Annotated in this window: 18 protein-coding genes; 6 read left to right on the top strand and 12 right to left on the bottom strand. The window is 64.8% G+C overall.

The window, feature by feature from the left end; genetic code table 11:
* Positions 1-49: 49 nt before the first annotated feature.
* Positions 50-1162 (bottom strand): iron-containing alcohol dehydrogenase, encoded by a 1113-nt coding sequence (locus APY03_RS13725; RefSeq protein WP_068677711.1) that lies wholly within the window; start codon positions 1160-1162, stop codon positions 50-52.
* 120 nt (positions 1163-1282) lie between these two features.
* Complete coding sequence (locus APY03_RS13720) at positions 1283-2194, bottom strand: LysR substrate-binding domain-containing protein (RefSeq protein ID WP_068677709.1); 912 nt, start codon at positions 2192-2194, stop codon at positions 1283-1285.
* A 192-nt stretch (positions 2195-2386) separates the two neighbouring features.
* On the opposite strand from APY03_RS13720, the gene APY03_RS13715 reads away from it, so the two are divergent.
* The 3 genes from APY03_RS13715 to wrbA are packed head-to-tail and all read left to right on the top strand — an operon-like array spanning position 2387 to position 4697.
* Positions 2387-3064, top strand: a complete 678-nt coding sequence (locus APY03_RS13715; protein ID WP_068677707.1) for a nitroreductase — start codon at positions 2387-2389, stop codon at positions 3062-3064.
* Between the two features lie 47 nt (positions 3065-3111).
* On the top strand, positions 3112-4062 hold the full coding sequence (locus tag APY03_RS13710) for a ring-cleaving dioxygenase (protein ID WP_068677704.1): 951 nt from the start codon (positions 3112-3114) through the stop codon (positions 4060-4062).
* A 5-nt stretch (positions 4063-4067) separates the two neighbouring features.
* Positions 4068-4697: an NAD(P)H:quinone oxidoreductase gene (gene wrbA / locus APY03_RS13705; protein ID WP_068677873.1), complete on the top strand. Its 630-nt coding sequence runs from the start codon at positions 4068-4070 to the stop codon at positions 4695-4697.
* 70 nt (positions 4698-4767) lie between these two features.
* Here wrbA and APY03_RS13700 read toward each other — a convergent pair whose 3' ends face one another.
* The 6 genes from APY03_RS13700 to APY03_RS13675 form a co-directional block, all read right to left on the bottom strand.
* Positions 4768-5373 (bottom strand): glutathione S-transferase family protein, encoded by a 606-nt coding sequence (locus APY03_RS13700; protein WP_068677702.1) that lies wholly within the window; start codon positions 5371-5373, stop codon positions 4768-4770.
* Between the two features lie 31 nt (positions 5374-5404).
* A complete protein-coding gene (locus APY03_RS40205) occupies positions 5405-5896 on the bottom strand; it encodes an H-NS family nucleoid-associated regulatory protein (RefSeq protein WP_068677700.1) in 492 nt (163 codons plus the stop codon).
* Between the two features lie 160 nt (positions 5897-6056).
* Positions 6057-6677, bottom strand: coding sequence for a dihydroxyacetone kinase subunit L (locus APY03_RS13690; protein ID WP_083944338.1), 621 nt, complete (start codon positions 6675-6677; stop codon positions 6057-6059).
* Positions 6653-7651: a dihydroxyacetone kinase subunit DhaK gene (locus tag APY03_RS13685; RefSeq protein ID WP_068677697.1), complete on the bottom strand. Its 999-nt coding sequence runs from the start codon at positions 7649-7651 to the stop codon at positions 6653-6655. The genes APY03_RS13690 and APY03_RS13685 overlap by 25 nt, the downstream gene beginning before the upstream one ends.
* A gap of 3 nt (positions 7652-7654) precedes the next feature.
* The gene (locus APY03_RS13680; protein WP_068677695.1) at positions 7655-8635 is read right to left on the bottom strand and encodes a Bug family tripartite tricarboxylate transporter substrate binding protein; all 981 of its coding nucleotides are present in this window, start codon (positions 8633-8635) and stop codon (positions 7655-7657) included.
* Between the two features lie 49 nt (positions 8636-8684).
* Positions 8685-9575 carry a dihydrodipicolinate synthase family protein gene (locus APY03_RS13675; RefSeq protein ID WP_068677693.1) on the bottom strand — a complete coding sequence of 297 codons (891 nt, stop codon included), beginning with the start codon at positions 9573-9575 and terminating at the stop codon, positions 8685-8687.
* A gap of 184 nt (positions 9576-9759) precedes the next feature.
* On the opposite strand from APY03_RS13675, the gene APY03_RS13670 reads away from it, so the two are divergent.
* The 3 genes from APY03_RS13670 to APY03_RS13660 all read left to right on the top strand — a co-directional run bounded on the left by APY03_RS13670 (position 9760) and on the right by APY03_RS13660 (position 12359).
* Positions 9760-10491, top strand: coding sequence for a GntR family transcriptional regulator (locus APY03_RS13670; RefSeq protein ID WP_083944337.1), 732 nt, complete (start codon positions 9760-9762; stop codon positions 10489-10491).
* A gap of 108 nt (positions 10492-10599) precedes the next feature.
* The gene (locus APY03_RS13665) at positions 10600-11568 is read left to right on the top strand and encodes an AraC family transcriptional regulator (protein ID WP_083944355.1); all 969 of its coding nucleotides are present in this window, start codon (positions 10600-10602) and stop codon (positions 11566-11568) included.
* Between the two features lie 47 nt (positions 11569-11615).
* A complete protein-coding gene (locus APY03_RS13660; protein WP_068677691.1) occupies positions 11616-12359 on the top strand; it encodes an autoinducer binding domain-containing protein in 744 nt (247 codons plus the stop codon).
* Positions 12360-12366: 7 nt separating this feature from the next.
* Here the strand turns inward: APY03_RS13660 and APY03_RS13655 are convergent, their stop codons facing one another.
* From APY03_RS13655 to APY03_RS13640, 4 genes are read right to left on the bottom strand one after another with little or no spacing between them, the layout of a single operon-like run.
* Positions 12367-13734 carry an ATP-grasp domain-containing protein gene (locus tag APY03_RS13655; protein WP_068677689.1) on the bottom strand — a complete coding sequence of 456 codons (1368 nt, stop codon included), beginning with the start codon at positions 13732-13734 and terminating at the stop codon, positions 12367-12369.
* Complete coding sequence (locus tag APY03_RS13650; protein WP_083944336.1) at positions 13731-14969, bottom strand: MFS transporter; 1239 nt, start codon at positions 14967-14969, stop codon at positions 13731-13733. The genes APY03_RS13655 and APY03_RS13650 overlap by 4 nt, the downstream gene beginning before the upstream one ends.
* A complete protein-coding gene (locus APY03_RS13645) occupies positions 14966-15670 on the bottom strand; it encodes a 2OG-Fe dioxygenase family protein (RefSeq protein WP_232081232.1) in 705 nt (234 codons plus the stop codon). The genes APY03_RS13650 and APY03_RS13645 overlap by 4 nt, the downstream gene beginning before the upstream one ends.
* 42 nt (positions 15671-15712) lie before the next feature.
* Positions 15713-17089: a diaminobutyrate--2-oxoglutarate transaminase family protein gene (locus tag APY03_RS13640; RefSeq protein ID WP_068677687.1), complete on the bottom strand. Its 1377-nt coding sequence runs from the start codon at positions 17087-17089 to the stop codon at positions 15713-15715.
* Between the last annotated feature and the right edge of the window lie 15 nt (positions 17090-17104).

Here is a 17104-nt window from a genome sequence, read left to right as displayed (position 1 = left end):
TCGTCCAGCGATTGCCGCAGCGATGGCGCGGCCCGCGGTGAATGCAGACTCACCACAGGCTCTCCAGCAGCGGATCGAGGCGCGCGAGTGCGTCGTCGCCGAGATCCGCGACCTCTTGGGGATAGTTGGCCTTGAGCATCGCGGCCACTTCCGGCAGCTTTGCACGGTCGAGGTCGAAGTCGGACACGCGGCTCGGCAGCCCGAGCGCCGCGACGACGGCAGCGATGCGCCCGGCCAGCCGCGCCGCCGCGCCGGGCCCGCCGGGAGACAGCGCTTCGAGCTTGTCGCCGTAGAAGCCTGCGCATGCCTGGATGACGGGAGCGAGCGTGATGCACGAGGTCGCGCTGTGCGGCAGACCGAAGCTGCCTCCCAAGATGTGGCCGATGCGGTGGCTCAGTCCGTAGATCACCGAGGCCGGCGAGAAATAGCACTGCCAGGCGCCGAGCTGGAGTTGCAGCAGGTCGTCGTCGCTCACGAGTCCTGCCTCGATGGCTTGGCGGGTCTCGAGCTTGGCGGGCCACTTCTCGAGCACCCGGAGGAAGCGATCCACGCCGCTGGCGGCCATGATCGCGTGCGGATGGCTGCGCATCACCTTGCGCATTCCCTCGACGGCATGGTCGATGCCCTTGATGGCGGAAGACAGCAGCAACGTCCGCGGTGTGCCGCGCACCAGCAGCGGATCGATGAGCACCACCTTCGGCGTGGTCTCGCGCACCGCGTAGCTGCGCTTGAATTTCCGCGGCCCGTCGGTCTCGGTGATACCGAAGTAGTGCGAGAACTCCGAGCCCGAGAGCGTCGTCGGCAGCGCGACGATCGGCAGATGCCTGCCGGTCCGGCCGTGATGCAGGTGGGAGACCGCCTTGGCGGCGTCGAGCACCGAGCCACCGCCGAGTCCCACGATGGCGCGCGCATTCGAGTGCAGGCAGGCCTCGAGCGCCGCGTGCACTGCCACATCGGGGACGTGCGCGGGGAGGTCGACGAAGTAGCCGGCAGTGCCCTTCAGGTGCGGCTCGACATGGTCGCGAGCCAGCGCTTCGAGCGGTTCGACCGTGAAGACGATCGGCCGTTCGATGCCGTAGTCCCCGATGCGCGGGAGCGCGGCGGCCAGCGTGTTCTTGCCCCAGAACACCGCGTCTTGCGGCAGGCAGTTCAGATGGTTCATGTCGGCAGTCCTGATCCGATGGAGTCGGTGGACCGCGACGATAGGGCCGATGCGGCCTTGCTGGAACCACCCAGGCAAGGACTCTGCGTCCAGGGTTCTGGACGATCGCCGCGGCGGGCTTCAGTGGCCTGCGAAGCTGGTGACCTTCGGGATCTCGACCGCCAGGAAGTCCACCAGCGATCGCACCGCAGGCAGCAGTCCGGTGCGGTAGGGAATGAGTGCCGCAATGCGTGCATCGGCCGCGATCCAGCCGGACAGGATCTGCCGAAGCGATCCCGCCTCGAGCTCACTGCGGCAGATATAGCCTGGCAATGCCGCGATGCCGAGCCCTGCGCAGGCGGCCTCCTTGAGGGACACCATGCTGTTGCTCTGGAACCGCGGGGCCATGGCAACCACGAATTCCTTGCCGCCGGGGCCCTTGAGTTGCCACTGCACCGGGCCGTTTCGCACGATGGAGATGCTCGCGTGGTGCAGAAGGTCTTCCGGGCTTCGAGGCTCCTTCATCTTCGCAAGATAGGCCGGGCTGGCGAACAGGTACCACGGCACGCTCGCGATGGCGCGCTGCACGAGTGTCGAGTTCTGCAGCGGCGTCGTATGCCCGCGAATGGCCAGGTCGAAGCCCTCGCCCACGATGTCGACCAGCCTGTCGGTTGCGATCTCGACGATCTGGACCTTGGGGTGTCGGTTGAGGAAGACCGGCAGGAGGTCCCGCAATGCGAACTGCGCGATCTCCACCGCGGTGGTGATGCGGATGACCCCGCTGGGTTCGCCGAGACGCTGTCGAATGGCCTCTTCGGCGATGTCGGAGCTGCGCAGCATCGCGACGGCGTACTGGTAGAACTCCTTGCCGACGTCGGTCGTCCCGAACTGGCGCGAGGTCCGGTTGAGCAGCCGCACGCCCAGCGATGCCTCGAGTTCCTGCACGCGATGGCTCAGTGTCGATTTGGGCAACCGCAGCGCCTGGCCGGCCGAGGTGAAGCCGCCGCGGTCGACGACCTGCACGAAGTAGTAGACGTCCTTGAGATCGAGCATCGGTGTGGCGTGTCGGGGGGAATCGCGGCGAGCATAACGCCGCGGCGCCACGAATCACCCATCGTCCAGGAATCCGCAACCTTGCGTGCAAGCCGCGCCGGCTTCTCAAGCACGCTCGCGGTTCATACGATCTGCTCGCCTGGTCAACGCACCCGCTCACGACCACCACCACCCACGGATGGAGACACTTCAATGAACTCGCTCATCGACGAACTCATTTGCGAGCGCCGCACCAAGCGCGGCTTTCTCGATCGCCCCGTACCTCTTGCGACAGTGAGGGACATCCTGTCCGTCGCGAAGTACGCCCCCAGTTCGAGCAATACGCAACCGTGGCGCTGCTACGTGGTCACGGGCGAGGCACGCGAACGCGTGACGCGGGCCGCCGTCGAGGCGTTCCGCGCCGGGCCCGAGAAGCTCGCCCCCGAGTACCCCTTCTTCCCGCAGCCGCTGCACGATCCCTACTCGTCGCGCTTCAACACCTTCCGCGGCCAACTCGGCGACGCGCAGGGTGTGCACCGCAGCGACAAGGCGGGCCGCATGCGAGACGTGGAGCGGCAGTTCCTCTTCTTCGACGCGCCGGTCGGGATCATCTTCACGATGGACCGGCGCCTGGAGTGGGCCAGCTTCATCTGCTACGGCTGCTTCCTGCAGAACATCATGCTCGCGGCCAAGGGGCGGGACCTGGACACCTGTCCGCAGCAGATCTGGTCGCTGCAGTACCCCGTGCTTCGCGCCGAGCTCGGAATTCCCGAGGGCGAGATGGTCGTTGCGGGAATGTCGCTCGGGTATGCGGACAACAGCATGCCGGAGAACCGCATGGCCCTGCACAAGCTGGAGGTCGAGGAGTTCACCACCTTCATCGCCGCCTGATGGCGCATAGCGCTTCACCCCACCCAACCACTCAACAAGGAACCCGGATGTCGATCATCAAAGGCTTTCATCACCTGACCGCCTGCGTCAGCGGTGCCCAGGAGGACGTGGATTTCTACGTCAAGCTGCTCGGCCAGAGCCTGGTCAAGAAGACCGTTCTGCTGGACGGCGAGGACCCGATCTACCACCTCTACTACGGCAACCGCCAAGGCGATGCCGGCACGCTCGTCACCTCTTTCCCCTTCAGGCAGAAGGGCGTGAAGGGGCGCCGCGGCTCCGGGCAGATCCGCGTCATCAACTACTCCGTGCCGAAGGGTTCGCTGGAGTTCTGGCGCGAGCGCTTCGCGGCGCACGGAGTCGCCTTCGACAAGGACGTGGTCGAGCGCTTCGGAGAGCAGCGCCAGCGCTTCCATCACCCCTGCGGGATCGAGTTCGACCTGGTCGCTTCGGACCGCGACGGGCGCGCGCCGTGCGTGGCCGACGACATTCCCGAGGCCGTCGCCATCCGCGGCGTGCACAGCATCACGCTGTCGCTGCGGGAGGTTGCCGAGTCGATCACCTTCATGCAGGAGGCGATCGACTTCCGCTACGCGGGCGAATCAGGCCCGTACCACCGCTTCGAGACCCACAGCGGTGCGCCGGGCACTATCGTGGAGTTCGTTCACGAACCGGATCGCCTGCAGGGATCGTCGATCTACGGCGAGGGCACCATCCACCATGTCGCCTTTGCAGTCGACAGCGAGGAGCAGCAGATGCTGATCAAGGACAAGCTGATGGGCATGGGCTACATCGACACCTCGGAGTCGGTCAACCGCAACTACTTTCGCTCGATGTATTTCAAGATGCCCGGGGGCGTGATCTTCGAGGCCGCCACGACCGACATCGGTTTTGCCATCGACGAGGAGCCGGGTCATTTCGGCGAGGAGTTCCAACTGCCGCCGTGGCTGCGGGACCGCAAGCAGGAACTGCTTGGCCGCCTGGAGCCCATCTCGGTATGAACACGATCTTCAAACCCAAGGTCCTGGTCGCCTTCTACTCGCGCAACAGCTCGACCGAGCTGCTGGCCAGGGCGATCGCCGAAGGCGCGGCAGGCGAGGGTGCCGAGGTGCGGCTGCGCCGGGCACGCGAACTGGTCAGTCCCGCGGTCATGCAGCAGTCGCCCGGCTGGGTCGAGCGTGCGGAGAAGATGAACGCACGCTACGAGGCACCCGCGGAGGCAGATGCCGAATGGGCCGATGCGATCGTCCTGGGTACGCCGACGCGCTTCGGGTCCATCTCCTCGGAGCTAAAGGCCTACATCGACGGGCTCGGAGGGCTGTGGTTCCAGGGCAAACTCAACGGCAAGGTGGGCTCGGCCTTCGGCGCGACCTCGTCGCTGCACGGCGGCAACGAGTCGACCCTGTTGTCGATGTATACGCCGATGGCGCACCTGGGCCTGATCATTGTTCCGCTCGGCTATGCCGATGCCGCGATGTTCAAGGCGGGCACGCCCTATGGTGCAACGCATGTCTCGAAGCTCGACACCGTCGAGCCCGATGCCGAGCACCTCGACGTGGCGCGCTTCCAGGGGCGGCGCGTCGCCACGGTCGCAAGGGCGCTGCGGGGCGGGTCGAGCGTCGACTCTGCCGCCTGAGAAGCGCGGCTCATTGGAGTAGCTTTGCCTTCGGCTGCGGTGCTATTCGCCTTCGGAGCGGCCGTGCGGCTCATTCGCCGTTCAGCAGCGCAACCCAGCCGGGTTGCTCGCTCACGCGGCTCGTCCACGCCTGGATGGCCGGGTACCGGGCCATGTCGTAGCCGCCTTGCCCGGCCAGCGACACATAGCATGAGACTGCCAGGTCGGCGAGCGTGTACCGCTCGCCGACCAGCCAGGTGTGCTGGTCGAGCCATTGCTCGAGTTTCCCGAGTGCAGCGTTGCCATCCTTCTGGAAGCGGGCGATGTCTTCCGCCTTGTCGGCGGCCAGCCCCCTCAGGTGAAAGACGCGTGGTGTCGCGATCGGCTTCTGAAGATCCGCCTGCTCATAGAACAGCCAGCCCAGCACTTCCGCGCGCAGGAACGGCTCCTCAGGGATGAATCGGGTGCCCTCCGCAAGGTAGAGCAGGATGGCTGCCGATTCGACCAGTGTCCGGCCGTCCTCGAGCTCGAGCGCCGGAACGCGCGCAAAGCGGCTCTTCTGCTGGAACGTCTCGTCCGCGGCTTCCCCTTTGGCGAGATCGAGCGTGACCCGCTCGAACGGGATACCGAGCTGGTTCAGCAGGATGCGGACTTTCCAGCAGTTGCCGGAAAAGCGGCTGTCATAGAGGCGCAGCATGTGTGGCCAGGACGTGCGGGCAAATCCTTCGTCAGGCTTGCATTTCCTCGAGTGTCTTCCCTGCGTCCAGCGCCTCTTTCAACCAGCGAGGCTTCGGGCCCATGCCGGACCACGTATGCCCGGCATCGTCCTTGTAGGCAATCTTCGCCTTGCGCTTCTTTGCCGCCTTGCGCTTGCCGCCACCTGTATCCAGGGAGGGCGCTTGCGTTGCGAATTCATCGAGTGTCCTGCCGGCGTCGAGTGCATTGCGCAGCCAGCCTGGCCGCTTGCCCATGCCTGACCACGAATTGCCCTGGCCATCGCTGTATTTCGCTGCGCGGAGGGAGGCGGCTGCCTTGTTCGCCTTTCTTCTTGCACCATCGGGTGCAGCGCCAAAGCCCAGTTGCGCGGCGCTGAGCCCATAGTGCTTGATGGCGACCTTGATACGGGCGACAACTTCATCGATTTCTCGCACGCGAAGCTTTTCAGCCTGACGCTGGAGACTCTCGATCTGCTTCTGAATCTGCTCGTAACTCTGAGTCATTGGATTTGAATTCCAGGATGTGAAGAAGACTCGACTTTAATCTTATTGACGAGCCCTGCAAAACTGGATGTCCCGGAAACGGCAATTCTCCGAGCGAATGTGCTTCGCAACGGACTCGTTGCGAGAGCCGATCAATGACCGCCGTGGGGGCGGCCCGCCGTCACAGGCTTTCGACCATGCGCTGCAGGGCCACCATGCCGGGATCGTCGAGTCCCATGGTCTTGTCGGCGAACATGCGTGCGCGTCCGATGCGGTTCGGCTTGCCTCGAAAGGCGTCCAGTGCAGCACGCGATGCAACACTGGCCACACGGCGTGCATCGGCGTCCTCCGGAGACGACGCGAGGGCCGTGGCGACGGCATGCAGGCCGTCGAGCACGGTCTTGTCGCCCAGGCTTGCGCCGCCGCGCGCGGCGAGCGCCGAAACGACCTCCGTCAACAAGGCGGCGAGGTCCGCCCGGTCGAGCGTATCCACCCCCGCGCAGCGCCTGGCGCAAGTCATGAGAGCCACGGTCAGCAGCGTGCCGAAGCTCGAGCCGGATGCCTTGGCGCTCGCCTGGGCGCAGCGCCTGAAAATGCCCTCGAGGCTGTCAGGCAGCTCGGGCAGTGCCGCTTCGACCTGGGACGCGCACTTGTCGAGCGTGGCACCGAGGTCTGCGTCGCCGAGGCGGCCGTCGAGCGCATTGAGTTCGGGCGCGGCCGCGTGCATGCCGGCGCACCAGCGGGGCAGGGCGGCCGCGAGTCGCGCTGCGTCGAGCATCAACGCACCCTCCAGAAGGGACATTCGGCCGGGGCGGTCCACAGCGCCTCCAGCTCGGCATCGAGCTTCATCACGCTGAGCGAAGCGCCGGCCATTTCCATCGAGGTGGCATAGCGGCCCACCAGCGGCCGGACGATCGCGACACCGCGCTCGGCGAGCACGGCCGCGACGCGGCGGTACACGATGTAGAGCTCTTCCGCCGGCGTGGCGCCGAGGCTGTTCACCAGTACAGCAACGCGATCGCCGGTCGCGAGGTCGAGCTCGGGCAGCAGGTGCGAGAGCATCTCGTCCGCGAGTGCGTCCGCCTGCTTGAGTGGGCCGCGCCAGATCCCGGGCTCGCCATGGATGCCCATGCCGAATTCGATCTCCTCGTCGCCGATGGCGAAGGAGGCCCGGCCCGACTCGGGCACGACGCAAGGCGTGAGCGCCACGCCGATCGAGCGGCATGCGTCGTTGGCCTTGCGCGCCAATGCGGCGACCTGGTCGAGCGTGGCGCGCGTGGCTGCCTTCGCGCCCGTCACCTTGTAGACGAGCACCAGCCCGGCCACGCCGCGGCGCTTGTCGCGCTGCGAGCCGGGTGCGCTCGCCACGTCGTCCGTGACGCGCACCGAAGCCACCTCCATGCCTTCGAGCTCCAGCATCTCGGCCGCCATGTCGAAGTTCATGCGGTCGCCGCCGTAGTTCCCGTACAGCTGCAGCACGCCGGCGCCGCCGTCGGCCGCGCGCATCGCCTCGATGCAGTCGTCCATGCGTGGCCCCGCGAACACGTTGCCGACGGCGCAGCTGTCCAGCAGGCCCTCGCCGACATAGCCGAGAAAGACGGGCAGATGGCCCGAGCCGCCGCCCGTCACGATGCCGACCTTGCCGTTGATCGGTCCCCCGCTGCGCACGACCACGCGTGCGCCATCGCCGCGGCGCTGCAGCTCGGGGTGGGCCAGGCACAGGCCGTCGAGCATCTCGTCGACATAGGCGTCGGGATCGTTGAGGATCTTCTTCACGGTTCAGTCCACCTTGAGCCGGCCGTCCTTGGTGGCCTGGGTGGCCAGCGCGTACTCGGCGTCCAGGATGCGCGCGAATTCCTGGGGAGTGCTCGAGAAGGCGACGCTGCCGAGCTCCCGGGCACTGTGGACCGTCTGCGGGTCCTTGACGGCCTGGGCGAGCGCGGCGGCGAGCTTGTCCTGCAGGTCCTTCGGCGTCCCGCTGGGCGCCAGCACGCCGACGTAGGTGGTGCCATCGAGCTCGCCGAAACCCTGCTCGGCCACCGTCTGCACACCGGGCAGCGAGGGGTCTTGCGTCGGGCCGAGGACCGCCAGCGCCTGCAGCGTGCCGGCCTTCACATGCTGGAGCGAACTCGTCACCTGGTCGAAGTGCACGTCGACCTGGCCGCCGATCAGGTCGACCAGCGCCGGGCCGGAACCCTTGTAGCTGACGACGGTGAACTTGGTCTTGAGCAGGCTCTCCAGCTGCAGCAGCGCGAGGTGGTTCGGCGTGCCCGGCCCGGAGTGGGCCGCGACCAGCTTGCCCTCGCCCGAGCGTGCATAGGCGGCGAGCTCCTTGAAGTTCTTGAAGCGGCTCTCGTTCTTGCGCGCCAGCAGCACCATGGAGCTCTTGTTCACCAGCCCGATCGGCGCGAAGCTCGACCGACTGTAGCTGGTCTTGACCATCTCCGGCACGGTCACGATGACGCCGGCCCCGCACAGCAGCAGCGTGTAGCCGTCGGCCGCGGCGCGTGCGACCTGCATCGCGCCGATCGAGCCGCCCGCGCCGGCGCGGTTGTCCACGATCACCGATTGGCCCAGCACCTTGCCAAGCGCGACCGCCACCGTGCGAGCGACGATGTCGGTGTTGCCGCCCGGCGCGAACGGCACGACGAGCGTGACCGGCTTGGCCGGGAAAGCCTGCGCCCACGCGCTCGTGCCCAGGAGGCTGCCCGCGGCGGCGGCCGCGCCGAGATTCAGCAGTTTGCGACGTTGAATGTTCATGATGTTTGCCTGTCTCCGATAGCTGTGTTGAGGGAACTTGGGTCGCGCATCAGTTTTCGAAGCGCAGGACCTGGTCGAGCGCGCTCTTGATGCTGTTGAGCTGCGCCTCGCTCGTGGGTGGCATCGGGGCGCGCGGCAGGCCTGCGTTGCAGCCTTGCAGCGTGATCGAGGTCTTCAGGTTCGCAGGCAGGTTGTCGGCCACGATCGCGTTCCAGAACGCCAGCATCGACTTGTGCATCTCCAGGGCCTTGGCATGGTCGCCCGCCTGCACGGCATTCCAGAGCGCGACGCACACGCCCGGCAGCGCGGCCGGGGTCGCGGCGATCGTGCCGTGCGCGCCCAGCGCGAACGACGAGTACAGCAGCGCATCCACTGCGGAGAAGACCTTGCAGCCCTGGGGCACGCCCAGGAGCAGGTCGGCCATGAGCTTCAGGTCACCCTGGCTCTGCTTGATGCCCTGCACGCCGGGCAGCTCCTTCATGAGCCGGATCATCTGCGCCGGGTTCAGGTAGTTCCAGGGCACGACGTTGTAGATGATGACCGGGATGTCCACGGCCTCCGTCAGCGCCTTGAAATGGCGGAAGGTCGCGTCCTCGTCGGGCTTGAAGAGGTAGTGCACGGGCGTGACCTGCAGCGCCGCGATGGGCAGGTGCGAGATCGCCTTGGCGCGGTTGATCGCGTCGCGCGTGCTGTTGGAAATGATGCCGGCGACGATCGGCACGGCGCCCGCGACTTCCTCCGCGGTGATTTCCAGGAGGCGCTTGAACTCGTCGATCGTGAGCGTATGGCCTTCGCCGCTGCTGCCGCCGGGGCAGAGGCCGTGCACCTTCTTGTCCAGGTTGAAGCGGATGACCCTGCGGAAGGCGGCTTCGTCGATGTCGCCGGCAGCGGTGAAAGGCGTGACGAGCGGCGGAATGACGCCCGAGAGATCAAGACCCATGAAAAAAGCTCCAGGTTTGCGGTGGTGGAAGGTGTGGCAATGGCGGCAGGCGATGAGCAGCGCGCCGTGACCCCTTGCTTGCACCGAACTATAACCCGACTAACATGTCAGATGGATTCTAGTAATAACCCTAGCTCGTGCATCAGTCGATCGCGAAGAGATGTTTGCCCGTACCATCCGGGGGATGAACACCTCCGCCATCGCGTTGCCAGAGTTGCAGAAGGCGGCTGCGCGCCGGGCCGCCGAGCCTGAGCCAGTCACGCAACGGAACCGGGCCTACCAGGGGTTTCGCCAGCAGATCATCGATGCGCGAATCCGGCCCGGGCAATTCGTCTCCCAGCGCGAGTTGATGCAACTGCTCGAGATGCCGCTGGCCGCCGTGCGCGAGCTGGTGCCCAGGCTTGAGGCGGCCGGGCTCATCAAGGCGGTCCCCAAGCGCGGCCTGCAGATCGCCACCGTGGACATGAAGCTGATCCGCAACGCCTGGCAGGTCCGTGCGATGGTGGAGCGGGAAGCCGTGCTGAACTTCGCGCGCGTTGCCAGTGCCGAGACCATCGCCCGCCTCATCGCGGACCACGAGGCGATCCTCGAGCGCGCCCTGCAGCCTCGGCCAGACGATGCGCTCGAGAAGGACTCGCAGGCGGTCGACTGGGGACTGCACGACACCATGGTCGACGCCATCGGCAACGAGATCCTGTCGGAGATCTATCGCGTCAACAGCCTGCACGTCCGCCTGATCCGCTACGACGCGGATTCGATGCGCCCGGTGCAGGTCGTGCCTGCCATGCGCGAGCACCTCGAGTTCCTTCGCGCCCTGGCCGACCAAGACGCCGAAGGCGCGCTGAAGCACATGATGGCGCACATCGAGCAATCCAAGCACCGGGTGCTCGGCGGCATGCTGCGCGTGGGGCAGTAGCGCGCGGGCCCGAAGCGGCTTGCAGGATCGTTGCGCATGTTTGCACGATCCTGCAACGCGTCAGCCTCTTTCGAGACAAACGGCGGCGAGCTGCTTAAGCTTCCGCGCATGCTGACATCCATCCAGAAAGCGCCGCACGACGACCGGTCCTCGGAGCAGTTGCAGGTCACCATGATGCGGGCCGAGCTTGCCGCGCAGATCGACCGGCTCACCGGCGGCGTGGACGGCCTCTATCAGACTGCGGTTCCCCGCTTTCTGCTCGCACGGGTCTCGCACATGCAGCATCCGGCGCATGTGGTGCACGAGCCGGCCTTCTGCGTGCTCGCGCAGGGCAGCAAGCGTGTGCTGCTGGCCGACGAGGTCTATGTCTACGACAGTGGCCAGTACCTGGTGGTCGCGCAGAACCTGCCCGTGTCCGGCCAGGTGATCGATGCCTCGCCGGATGCGCCGTACCTGGGCCTGAAGCTGAGCTTCGACGTCAAGGACATCGCCGCCGCGGCGCTGGAGTTCAGGTTCGGCAATGCGGCTCCCGCGCGCGTCTCGCCCCGCGGGATCTACACCGGCGAGCTGTCCACCGCCGTGCTCGACCCGGTGCTGCGCCTCGTCAAGCTGCTGGCGTCGCCCGAGGACGTTCCGGCGCTGGCGCCGCTGGTCATTCGCGAGATCCTGTACCGGCTGCTGAGGTCGCCCGATGGCTGGCGCCTGGCCCAGATGGCGATGGTGGACAGCCACAGCCAGCGCATCACCCAGGCCATCAGCGTGCTCTCGCGGCGCTTCCAGGAGCCGCTGCGTATCGAGGTCCTCGCCGAAGAGGTCCACATGAGCGTGTCCTCGCTGCACCACCACTTCAAGGCGGTCACGGCCATGAGCCCGCTGCAGTTCCAGAAGCAGCTGCGCCTGCAGGAGGCAAGGCGCATCATGATCGGCGAGAACGTGGACGCCGCCACTGCCGGGCATCGCGTAGGCTACGAGAGCCAGTCGCAGTTCAACCGCGAGTACAGCCGCTTCTTCGGCTCGCCGCCGGCACGGGACGTGAAGCGGCTGCGGGAGCTGCAGCTGGGGCGCGTGTCCAGTTGACGGGGCTGCGCTGCCCTAAGATGCCTCCATAAAGCAAGGAGGCCCGAATGGGGAAGTGGCAGTTCGATTTTCCGCAGCCTGACCATGGACCGTGGAGCGACGCGGAAATCCTGACATGGCTTTCGAGCGCCGCGCGGGCTTTCGAATTCGAGTGCTGCTCCATCGGCATCCGGTTTCCGCTTCCCTTGACGAACCCCCGCATCAGCGTTCTCAACAGCTACCCGCACGAATGGTGGCAGAGATACATCGACAACAGCTACCATGCCATCGATCCTTCCGTTGCCCACTGCACCGCATCACAACGGCCAGTGATCTGGAGTGACTCCTTGTTCCAGCCAGCGAAAGAGTTCTGGGACGAAGCCCAATCGTTCGGCTTGAGGGTGGGGTGGGCCCAGTCGTGTCGCGATGGATTGGGCATCGTCAGCATGCTCACGCTCTCCCGTTCCGGTGAAACCTTGGGGACTGTCGAGTTGGCGTCGAAGGAGCGGGAGCTGCGCATGCTCACCGAATGCGCTCATCGGCTGATGCTGCATGCATTCCGCTCCAGGCTGATCGGGGAGATGCGGGCCGCTTTGACTGAACGAGAGGTCGAGATCCTGCGATGGGCTGCCGACGGCAAGACTGGAAAGGACATTGCGCTGATCCTCGGTATCTCCCTTTCAACCGTCAGGTTCCATCTGAAGAATGCCACGAGCAAACTGGACGCGGGCAACCTTTCGGGAGCAATCGCTCGTGCCATGGTGCTGGATCTGTTGCAGGGCCCGCGTCCCTCATTGTGCAAGGGCAGCTGAGAAGGCTTCAGCTCACGGGGCTTCTACAGCGGTGACCAAGATGCGCGGAGGGCTGCGCGAGAGGCTTCGATGTCTCTTCGATGTACTTGGCCAACTCCACGCCGAGCACGACGTCCAGCTCTCGCAGAAATTCATCACCTTTCAGCGCTGACGAATGTGGATTGGCGCCATGCACGATCACATGCCCAAGCGCTGAAAGATTGCTTTCGAAGCGTCGCAGCGGCATCCCGGGCGTCAATCTGAGTGTGCAGAACGAAATGCCGTAGCGATGCAAGAGGGCATCGAGTTCTTCCTGCATGAAGTTCCCGGACACAACGCCTTCATTCTTCGCGCCAACCAGCACCACGGTCGCCGCGCCGCGGATGGCCTCCTGGTCGACCGCAACATCTTCGGCGAGGTAGAGGCGGAGTAATAGTTCGAACGCATCACGGTCCGAAAGCGCTTGATACACCTGCGGGCCGACGCCACCCATCATGCGGGCATTGATCTCCACCAGGCACGGACCCTCGTCCGTATACAGGGTCTCGACGTGGTATAGCCCGAAGTCCAGGGCCAGGCATCTGAATACATCGCGGACATACTGCTCGAGCCTCGCGAGCTTGTGCCCCTCCAGCCCCGAGGGCATGGAGTAGCCCATCTCAAGCAGATCATTGTGCTGTGACCGGTAGCGAGTGGTGGTGGCATAGCACCGCACTTGCCCGTCCTTCACGATCACCTCGGACGAATGCAAGGAGCCTGTGACGTACTCTTCGAGGATGTAGTTGTTGTTGACGATCAGGTTGATCATCGGGTCCGATTGCTTGCGGGCAGCGTTCAGCGTGGCGACGAAAGCAACAAATTCAGCTTCAGTCTTGCACACCGCGGAGAACTGTTTCCCGAATCCCCGGGTGGGCTTGACGACAAGTGGCGGACGGATGATGCGTCCCCGGTCGGCCAGCAAATCTGCCTCCGACAACACCTGATGACGCGGAGAGCGCAGTCCCGCCTCGGCGAGCTTCCGGCGACACCGGTCCTTGAAAATGGCGTCCTGCAACGCCTCTGCATCGGGCGCGGGGAGGCCCAGCGTCTGCGCCGCCTGCGCTACCGGCAGGATTGCGGCTTCCGAGGTCGTGATCAGTGCGTCGATCGGCTGTGCCTCGGCAATCTTCCTCAACTCGTCCACCAGGCGGCCGTCCGCGACCGTCGGCAAGACCACATGCCGATCTACGTAGACGAGATAAGGCGTGATGCGATCCCGATCCTTGGTCGAGATCGCCAGGAACGAGGTGTCCTGCGGCTCGACAAAAGTGACTCGGCAGTCGAGATCCTTGGCAGTCTTGAACGCCAACAGGCCGGCCAGCGTGCTGTCCACGAAAACGACGTGCCGTTGGATCATCGGATTCTTTCAGGAGGTGCGGCGTACAGAGAAACGCGACTGGCGGCCCGCCACCGGACGAACTGGGCCGCACCGAAGCCCGCCGCGAAGAGGGCCGCCGTTGCCGCCAACCCGAACCATTTGACAGTGAAGGCGCCAACGAAGATGGCCAGCATCATGCCGGCGTAGACCAGTGCGTACTGGAGCGCGGCCACCATCGGCATCTGGTGTTTCGGTGCTGCCGCCATGATGTCCGCCTGCAGCCGAAAGAACGCAAGCTCAAACAGAAAGAAGTAGGCGAAGTACAGCGGATAACTTTCAGGCCAGCTTCGTCCGATGCAGGCTGCGAACATTGCAGCCGCGCAAGCCGGGTAGATGTAGCGCAGGTCGAACGCCGCGCCTCGCCTGCTCATGAAGTAGAAGTACAGCGCACCCGCCACTGCAGCCAGGCTGGCGACGATTTGAAGAAGGCCCACGTATTGCTGCGAAAGGCCGAGATGGTAAGCAGGCAACGCCACCCGGGAGATGTTGTAGAAGCCCTGGAAGAAGGAGCCCAGCAAGACAAAACTCACCAGACTTCGGCGCAGCGCGGGCAACTCCCGCAAAAGCTGGAGGCCGTTGGCCAGGCGGAAGGAGCCGGCTTGCCCGTGGGGCGCTTCACCTGCCGAGGGGGGCAGCAGGAAGGTGCAGAGTGCGGCACCTGCGAACAGAGATATGGTGGCGGTTGCCGTGGCGCCTGCAGTCATCTGGCTCGGGAAGAATGCCATGATGGCGCCCGCCACTGCGCCCGCAATGAACTGTGCCGTCAATGTAAGAGGCACAGTGAACTTGAGCTCGTCAGTCGAGAAATACTGCTTGATGACGACGATGCGGGCCACGCGCTGGATCGCGTCCAGTGCTCCGACCACGGTGGCCCCGATCAGGATGACCCAGGTGTTCAAGGTGGAGAACAGAAAGAGTACCAGGCATGCTGCCGCGCCCAGCGCGTTGGTGAGTCGCAGCAGCATGCGCACCTCGAGTCGGGCAGCCAGGCTGCTCAACTGGAACGCCAGGATCACCGGAACCACCATGGGCGCAAACAGCACGAACTCGGAAACCAGCAGACTGTCGAGTTCGCGCAATGCGTGGTGCGCAAGAAAGATGTAGACCAGCACGCTGGCCGAGATGGACGACAGATTGATCATCCACAGCAAGGCCGTGAGCGACCGCTTGCCGATGACGCTGCCGGGTTTCGGATCTTCCGGCGGCATGGTCATGCAGGGACTGGATCGTCAATGTGGATCGCGCCGTGGTTTCGCTCGAATTCCTCGCCATAGCGGCGACGCTCCCAGGCATTGAACGAAATGATCATGATGTCCCGATGCCCGCCCTCATCGCTCGCCGGCAGAATATGCGTTGCGTTGTGCCACATCTTGTCGTCGGCCATGATGATGGCTTCGTTCTCGCCCAGGATTTCCTCGAAGAAGCAGGGGCCTCCGCCCGTGGGCATGAGCTGGCTCACACCCCCGATGATGTTGTGCCGCGCGAAGATCGCATTCATGACAAAGTCGTGCCCGTCGCGATGCGGTCCTTCCGGAACTGTCACGCCTTTGATGCTGTGGTCGGTGACGACACGAACCTGGTGCACGTTGATCTGGTAGATCTGATTGACATCGAGTCGTGCCGCGAGCGCGCCTGCAGCGACCTGTGGTGTCGGATCGAAGCGGATTGGCTCGAACTTGCGCTCGACTCCACCCACGACGCCGTTATAGGTCTTCGACTGGATGAAGGGGCGGTGGGGCAGAAGTTCGGTACGCCATTCACCGCTCTCGAATCGAATCTTGAACTGGGAGAAGCGCCGATAGCGCTGCTTGCCTCCCGCATGAGGGTCGAATGCCAAGGTGCCAAATTCACGCATGGCTTGCTCGGAAAGCGGTGGCACTTTGAAGCGCGCGTAGTTTTGCTTCTTGAAGTTCAAGATGGTTGCTCCCAGGCTCGGAGATTGCTCTGCAGCGCGGCCTCAGGCCAGCGCCAGCGAGGCGGATTCGTGCCGTTCGAGGCAAAGGTCGATGGCAGCGCGAATGCGTTGCATCGCCTCGTCGATCTCGCGCTCGGTGATCGTCAGTGCAGGCAGGAAGCGCATCACTGCGCCGTGACGACCCCCGGTCTCGACAATCACGCCTTGCAGGAAGCACTCGCGCTTGATCGCCTGGGCCAGGGTTCCGTCCAGTGTGTTCTTGGCGCCCCCCGCAGCCGAGACGACCTCCGCGCCGAGCATCAGACCTCGACCGCGCACATCCCCGATGCAGGGAACGGATGCGGCCAGCTCCTGCAGCTTGCCCTTCAGATACGCTCCCACCGTCGCGGCTCGCGCCGGCATGTCGTGATCGCGCAGGAACTGCATGGTCGCTGCGCCCGCCACCAGGCCGATCTGGTTTCCGCGAAAGGTCCCCGCGTGCGCACCTGGCAGCCACTTGTCGTAGCGCTTCCGGTACACCAGGGCAGCCAGCGGAAAGCCGCCACCCAGGGCCTTGGAAAGGACCACGGCGTCGGGGACGATGCCAGCGGCTTCATACGCGAACATGGTGCCGGTTCGGGCGAAGCCGGTCTGGACTTCATCGATGACCAACGGGATGTCATGTCGACTTGTGATCTCCCGCAGCTTTTTCAGCCATCGCGGCGAAGCCGGAATGCACCCACCTTCGCCTTGAACGGCCTCCAGGATGAGTAGCGCGGGTTTGGAGATTCCGCTCTCCGGGTCGCGTAACACGTTGTCTAGATATTGAAGCGTGAGGTCTTCGCCTGCCGTGCCGCCGACACCGAAGGGACAACGGCTGTGGGATGGGTAGGGAAAGAAATGCGCTTGGCCTGTCCAGCCCTGCAACGCCGCCTTGGGCCCCAGATTGCCCATCAGGCCCAACGATCCGGAAGTCATGCCGTGATAGGCACCGTGAAATGCGATGACGCTTTGCCTGCCGGTCGCAATTCTGAACAGCTTCAGCGCTGCCTCCACGGCATCTGACCCCGTGGGTCCGCAGAACTGGATGCGCGCGTCGTCCGAGAAAGCGGTGGGCAGTGTCTGGAAGAGCTGGTCGATGAAGTTCAGCTTCGCTGGCGTGGCGATATCCAGTCCCTGCTGAATGTGCCCCGAACCCAGGAACGCGTGCACCTTGTCCATCACTTCAGGATGGTTGTGGCCCAGTGGCAGCGCGCCGGCGCAAGCGAGCAGATCGATGTACACCCGGCCTTCGATATCCCACACCCGGGACAACGAGCCACGGGCGATCATGCGGTCGAAGGTGCGCGCATATGTTCTTGCGCCGGACTCTTTCCGTGCAATGAATTGGATCGCCTCTTCATGCTCGGCAGTGGTCGCCAGTACTTCTGTCTTTTTCATTTGGAAATCCTGCCC

The sequence above is a fragment of the Variovorax sp. WDL1 genome (assembly GCF_001541225.1).
Lineage (GTDB): Bacteria > Pseudomonadota > Gammaproteobacteria > Burkholderiales > Burkholderiaceae_C > Variovorax.
This window is presented reverse-complemented; position numbering and strand designations above follow the sequence as displayed.

Excerpts from the sequence above, each read along its gene's own strand:
- APY03_RS13725 (WP_068677711.1), bottom strand. The coding sequence starts at position 1,162 with ATGAACCATCTGAACTGCCTGCCGCAAGACGCGGTGTTCTGGGGCAAG.
- APY03_RS13720 (WP_068677709.1), bottom strand. The coding sequence starts at position 2,194 with ATGCTCGATCTCAAGGACGTCTACTACTTCGTGCAGGTCGTCGACCGC.
- APY03_RS13715 (WP_068677707.1), top strand. The coding sequence starts at position 2,387 with ATGAACTCGCTCATCGACGAACTCATTTGCGAGCGCCGCACCAAGCGC.
- APY03_RS13710 (WP_068677704.1), top strand. The coding sequence starts at position 3,112 with ATGTCGATCATCAAAGGCTTTCATCACCTGACCGCCTGCGTCAGCGGT.
- APY03_RS13700 (WP_068677702.1), bottom strand. The coding sequence starts at position 5,373 with ATGCTGCGCCTCTATGACAGCCGCTTTTCCGGCAACTGCTGGAAAGTC.
- APY03_RS40205 (WP_068677700.1), bottom strand. The coding sequence starts at position 5,896 with ATGACTCAGAGTTACGAGCAGATTCAGAAGCAGATCGAGAGTCTCCAG.
- APY03_RS13690 (WP_083944338.1), bottom strand. The coding sequence starts at position 6,677 with ATGTCCCTTCTGGAGGGTGCGTTGATGCTCGACGCAGCGCGACTCGCG.
- APY03_RS13680 (WP_068677695.1), bottom strand. The coding sequence starts at position 8,635 with ATGAACATTCAACGTCGCAAACTGCTGAATCTCGGCGCGGCCGCCGCC.
- APY03_RS13675 (WP_068677693.1), bottom strand. The coding sequence starts at position 9,575 with ATGGGTCTTGATCTCTCGGGCGTCATTCCGCCGCTCGTCACGCCTTTC.
- APY03_RS13670 (WP_083944337.1), top strand. The coding sequence starts at position 9,760 with ATGAACACCTCCGCCATCGCGTTGCCAGAGTTGCAGAAGGCGGCTGCG.
- APY03_RS13665 (WP_083944355.1), top strand. The coding sequence starts at position 10,600 with ATGCTGACATCCATCCAGAAAGCGCCGCACGACGACCGGTCCTCGGAG.
- APY03_RS13660 (WP_068677691.1), top strand. The coding sequence starts at position 11,616 with ATGGGGAAGTGGCAGTTCGATTTTCCGCAGCCTGACCATGGACCGTGG.
- APY03_RS13655 (WP_068677689.1), bottom strand. The coding sequence starts at position 13,734 with ATGATCCAACGGCACGTCGTTTTCGTGGACAGCACGCTGGCCGGCCTG.
- APY03_RS13650 (WP_083944336.1), bottom strand. The coding sequence starts at position 14,969 with ATGACCATGCCGCCGGAAGATCCGAAACCCGGCAGCGTCATCGGCAAG.
- APY03_RS13640 (WP_068677687.1), bottom strand. The coding sequence starts at position 17,089 with ATGAAAAAGACAGAAGTACTGGCGACCACTGCCGAGCATGAAGAGGCG.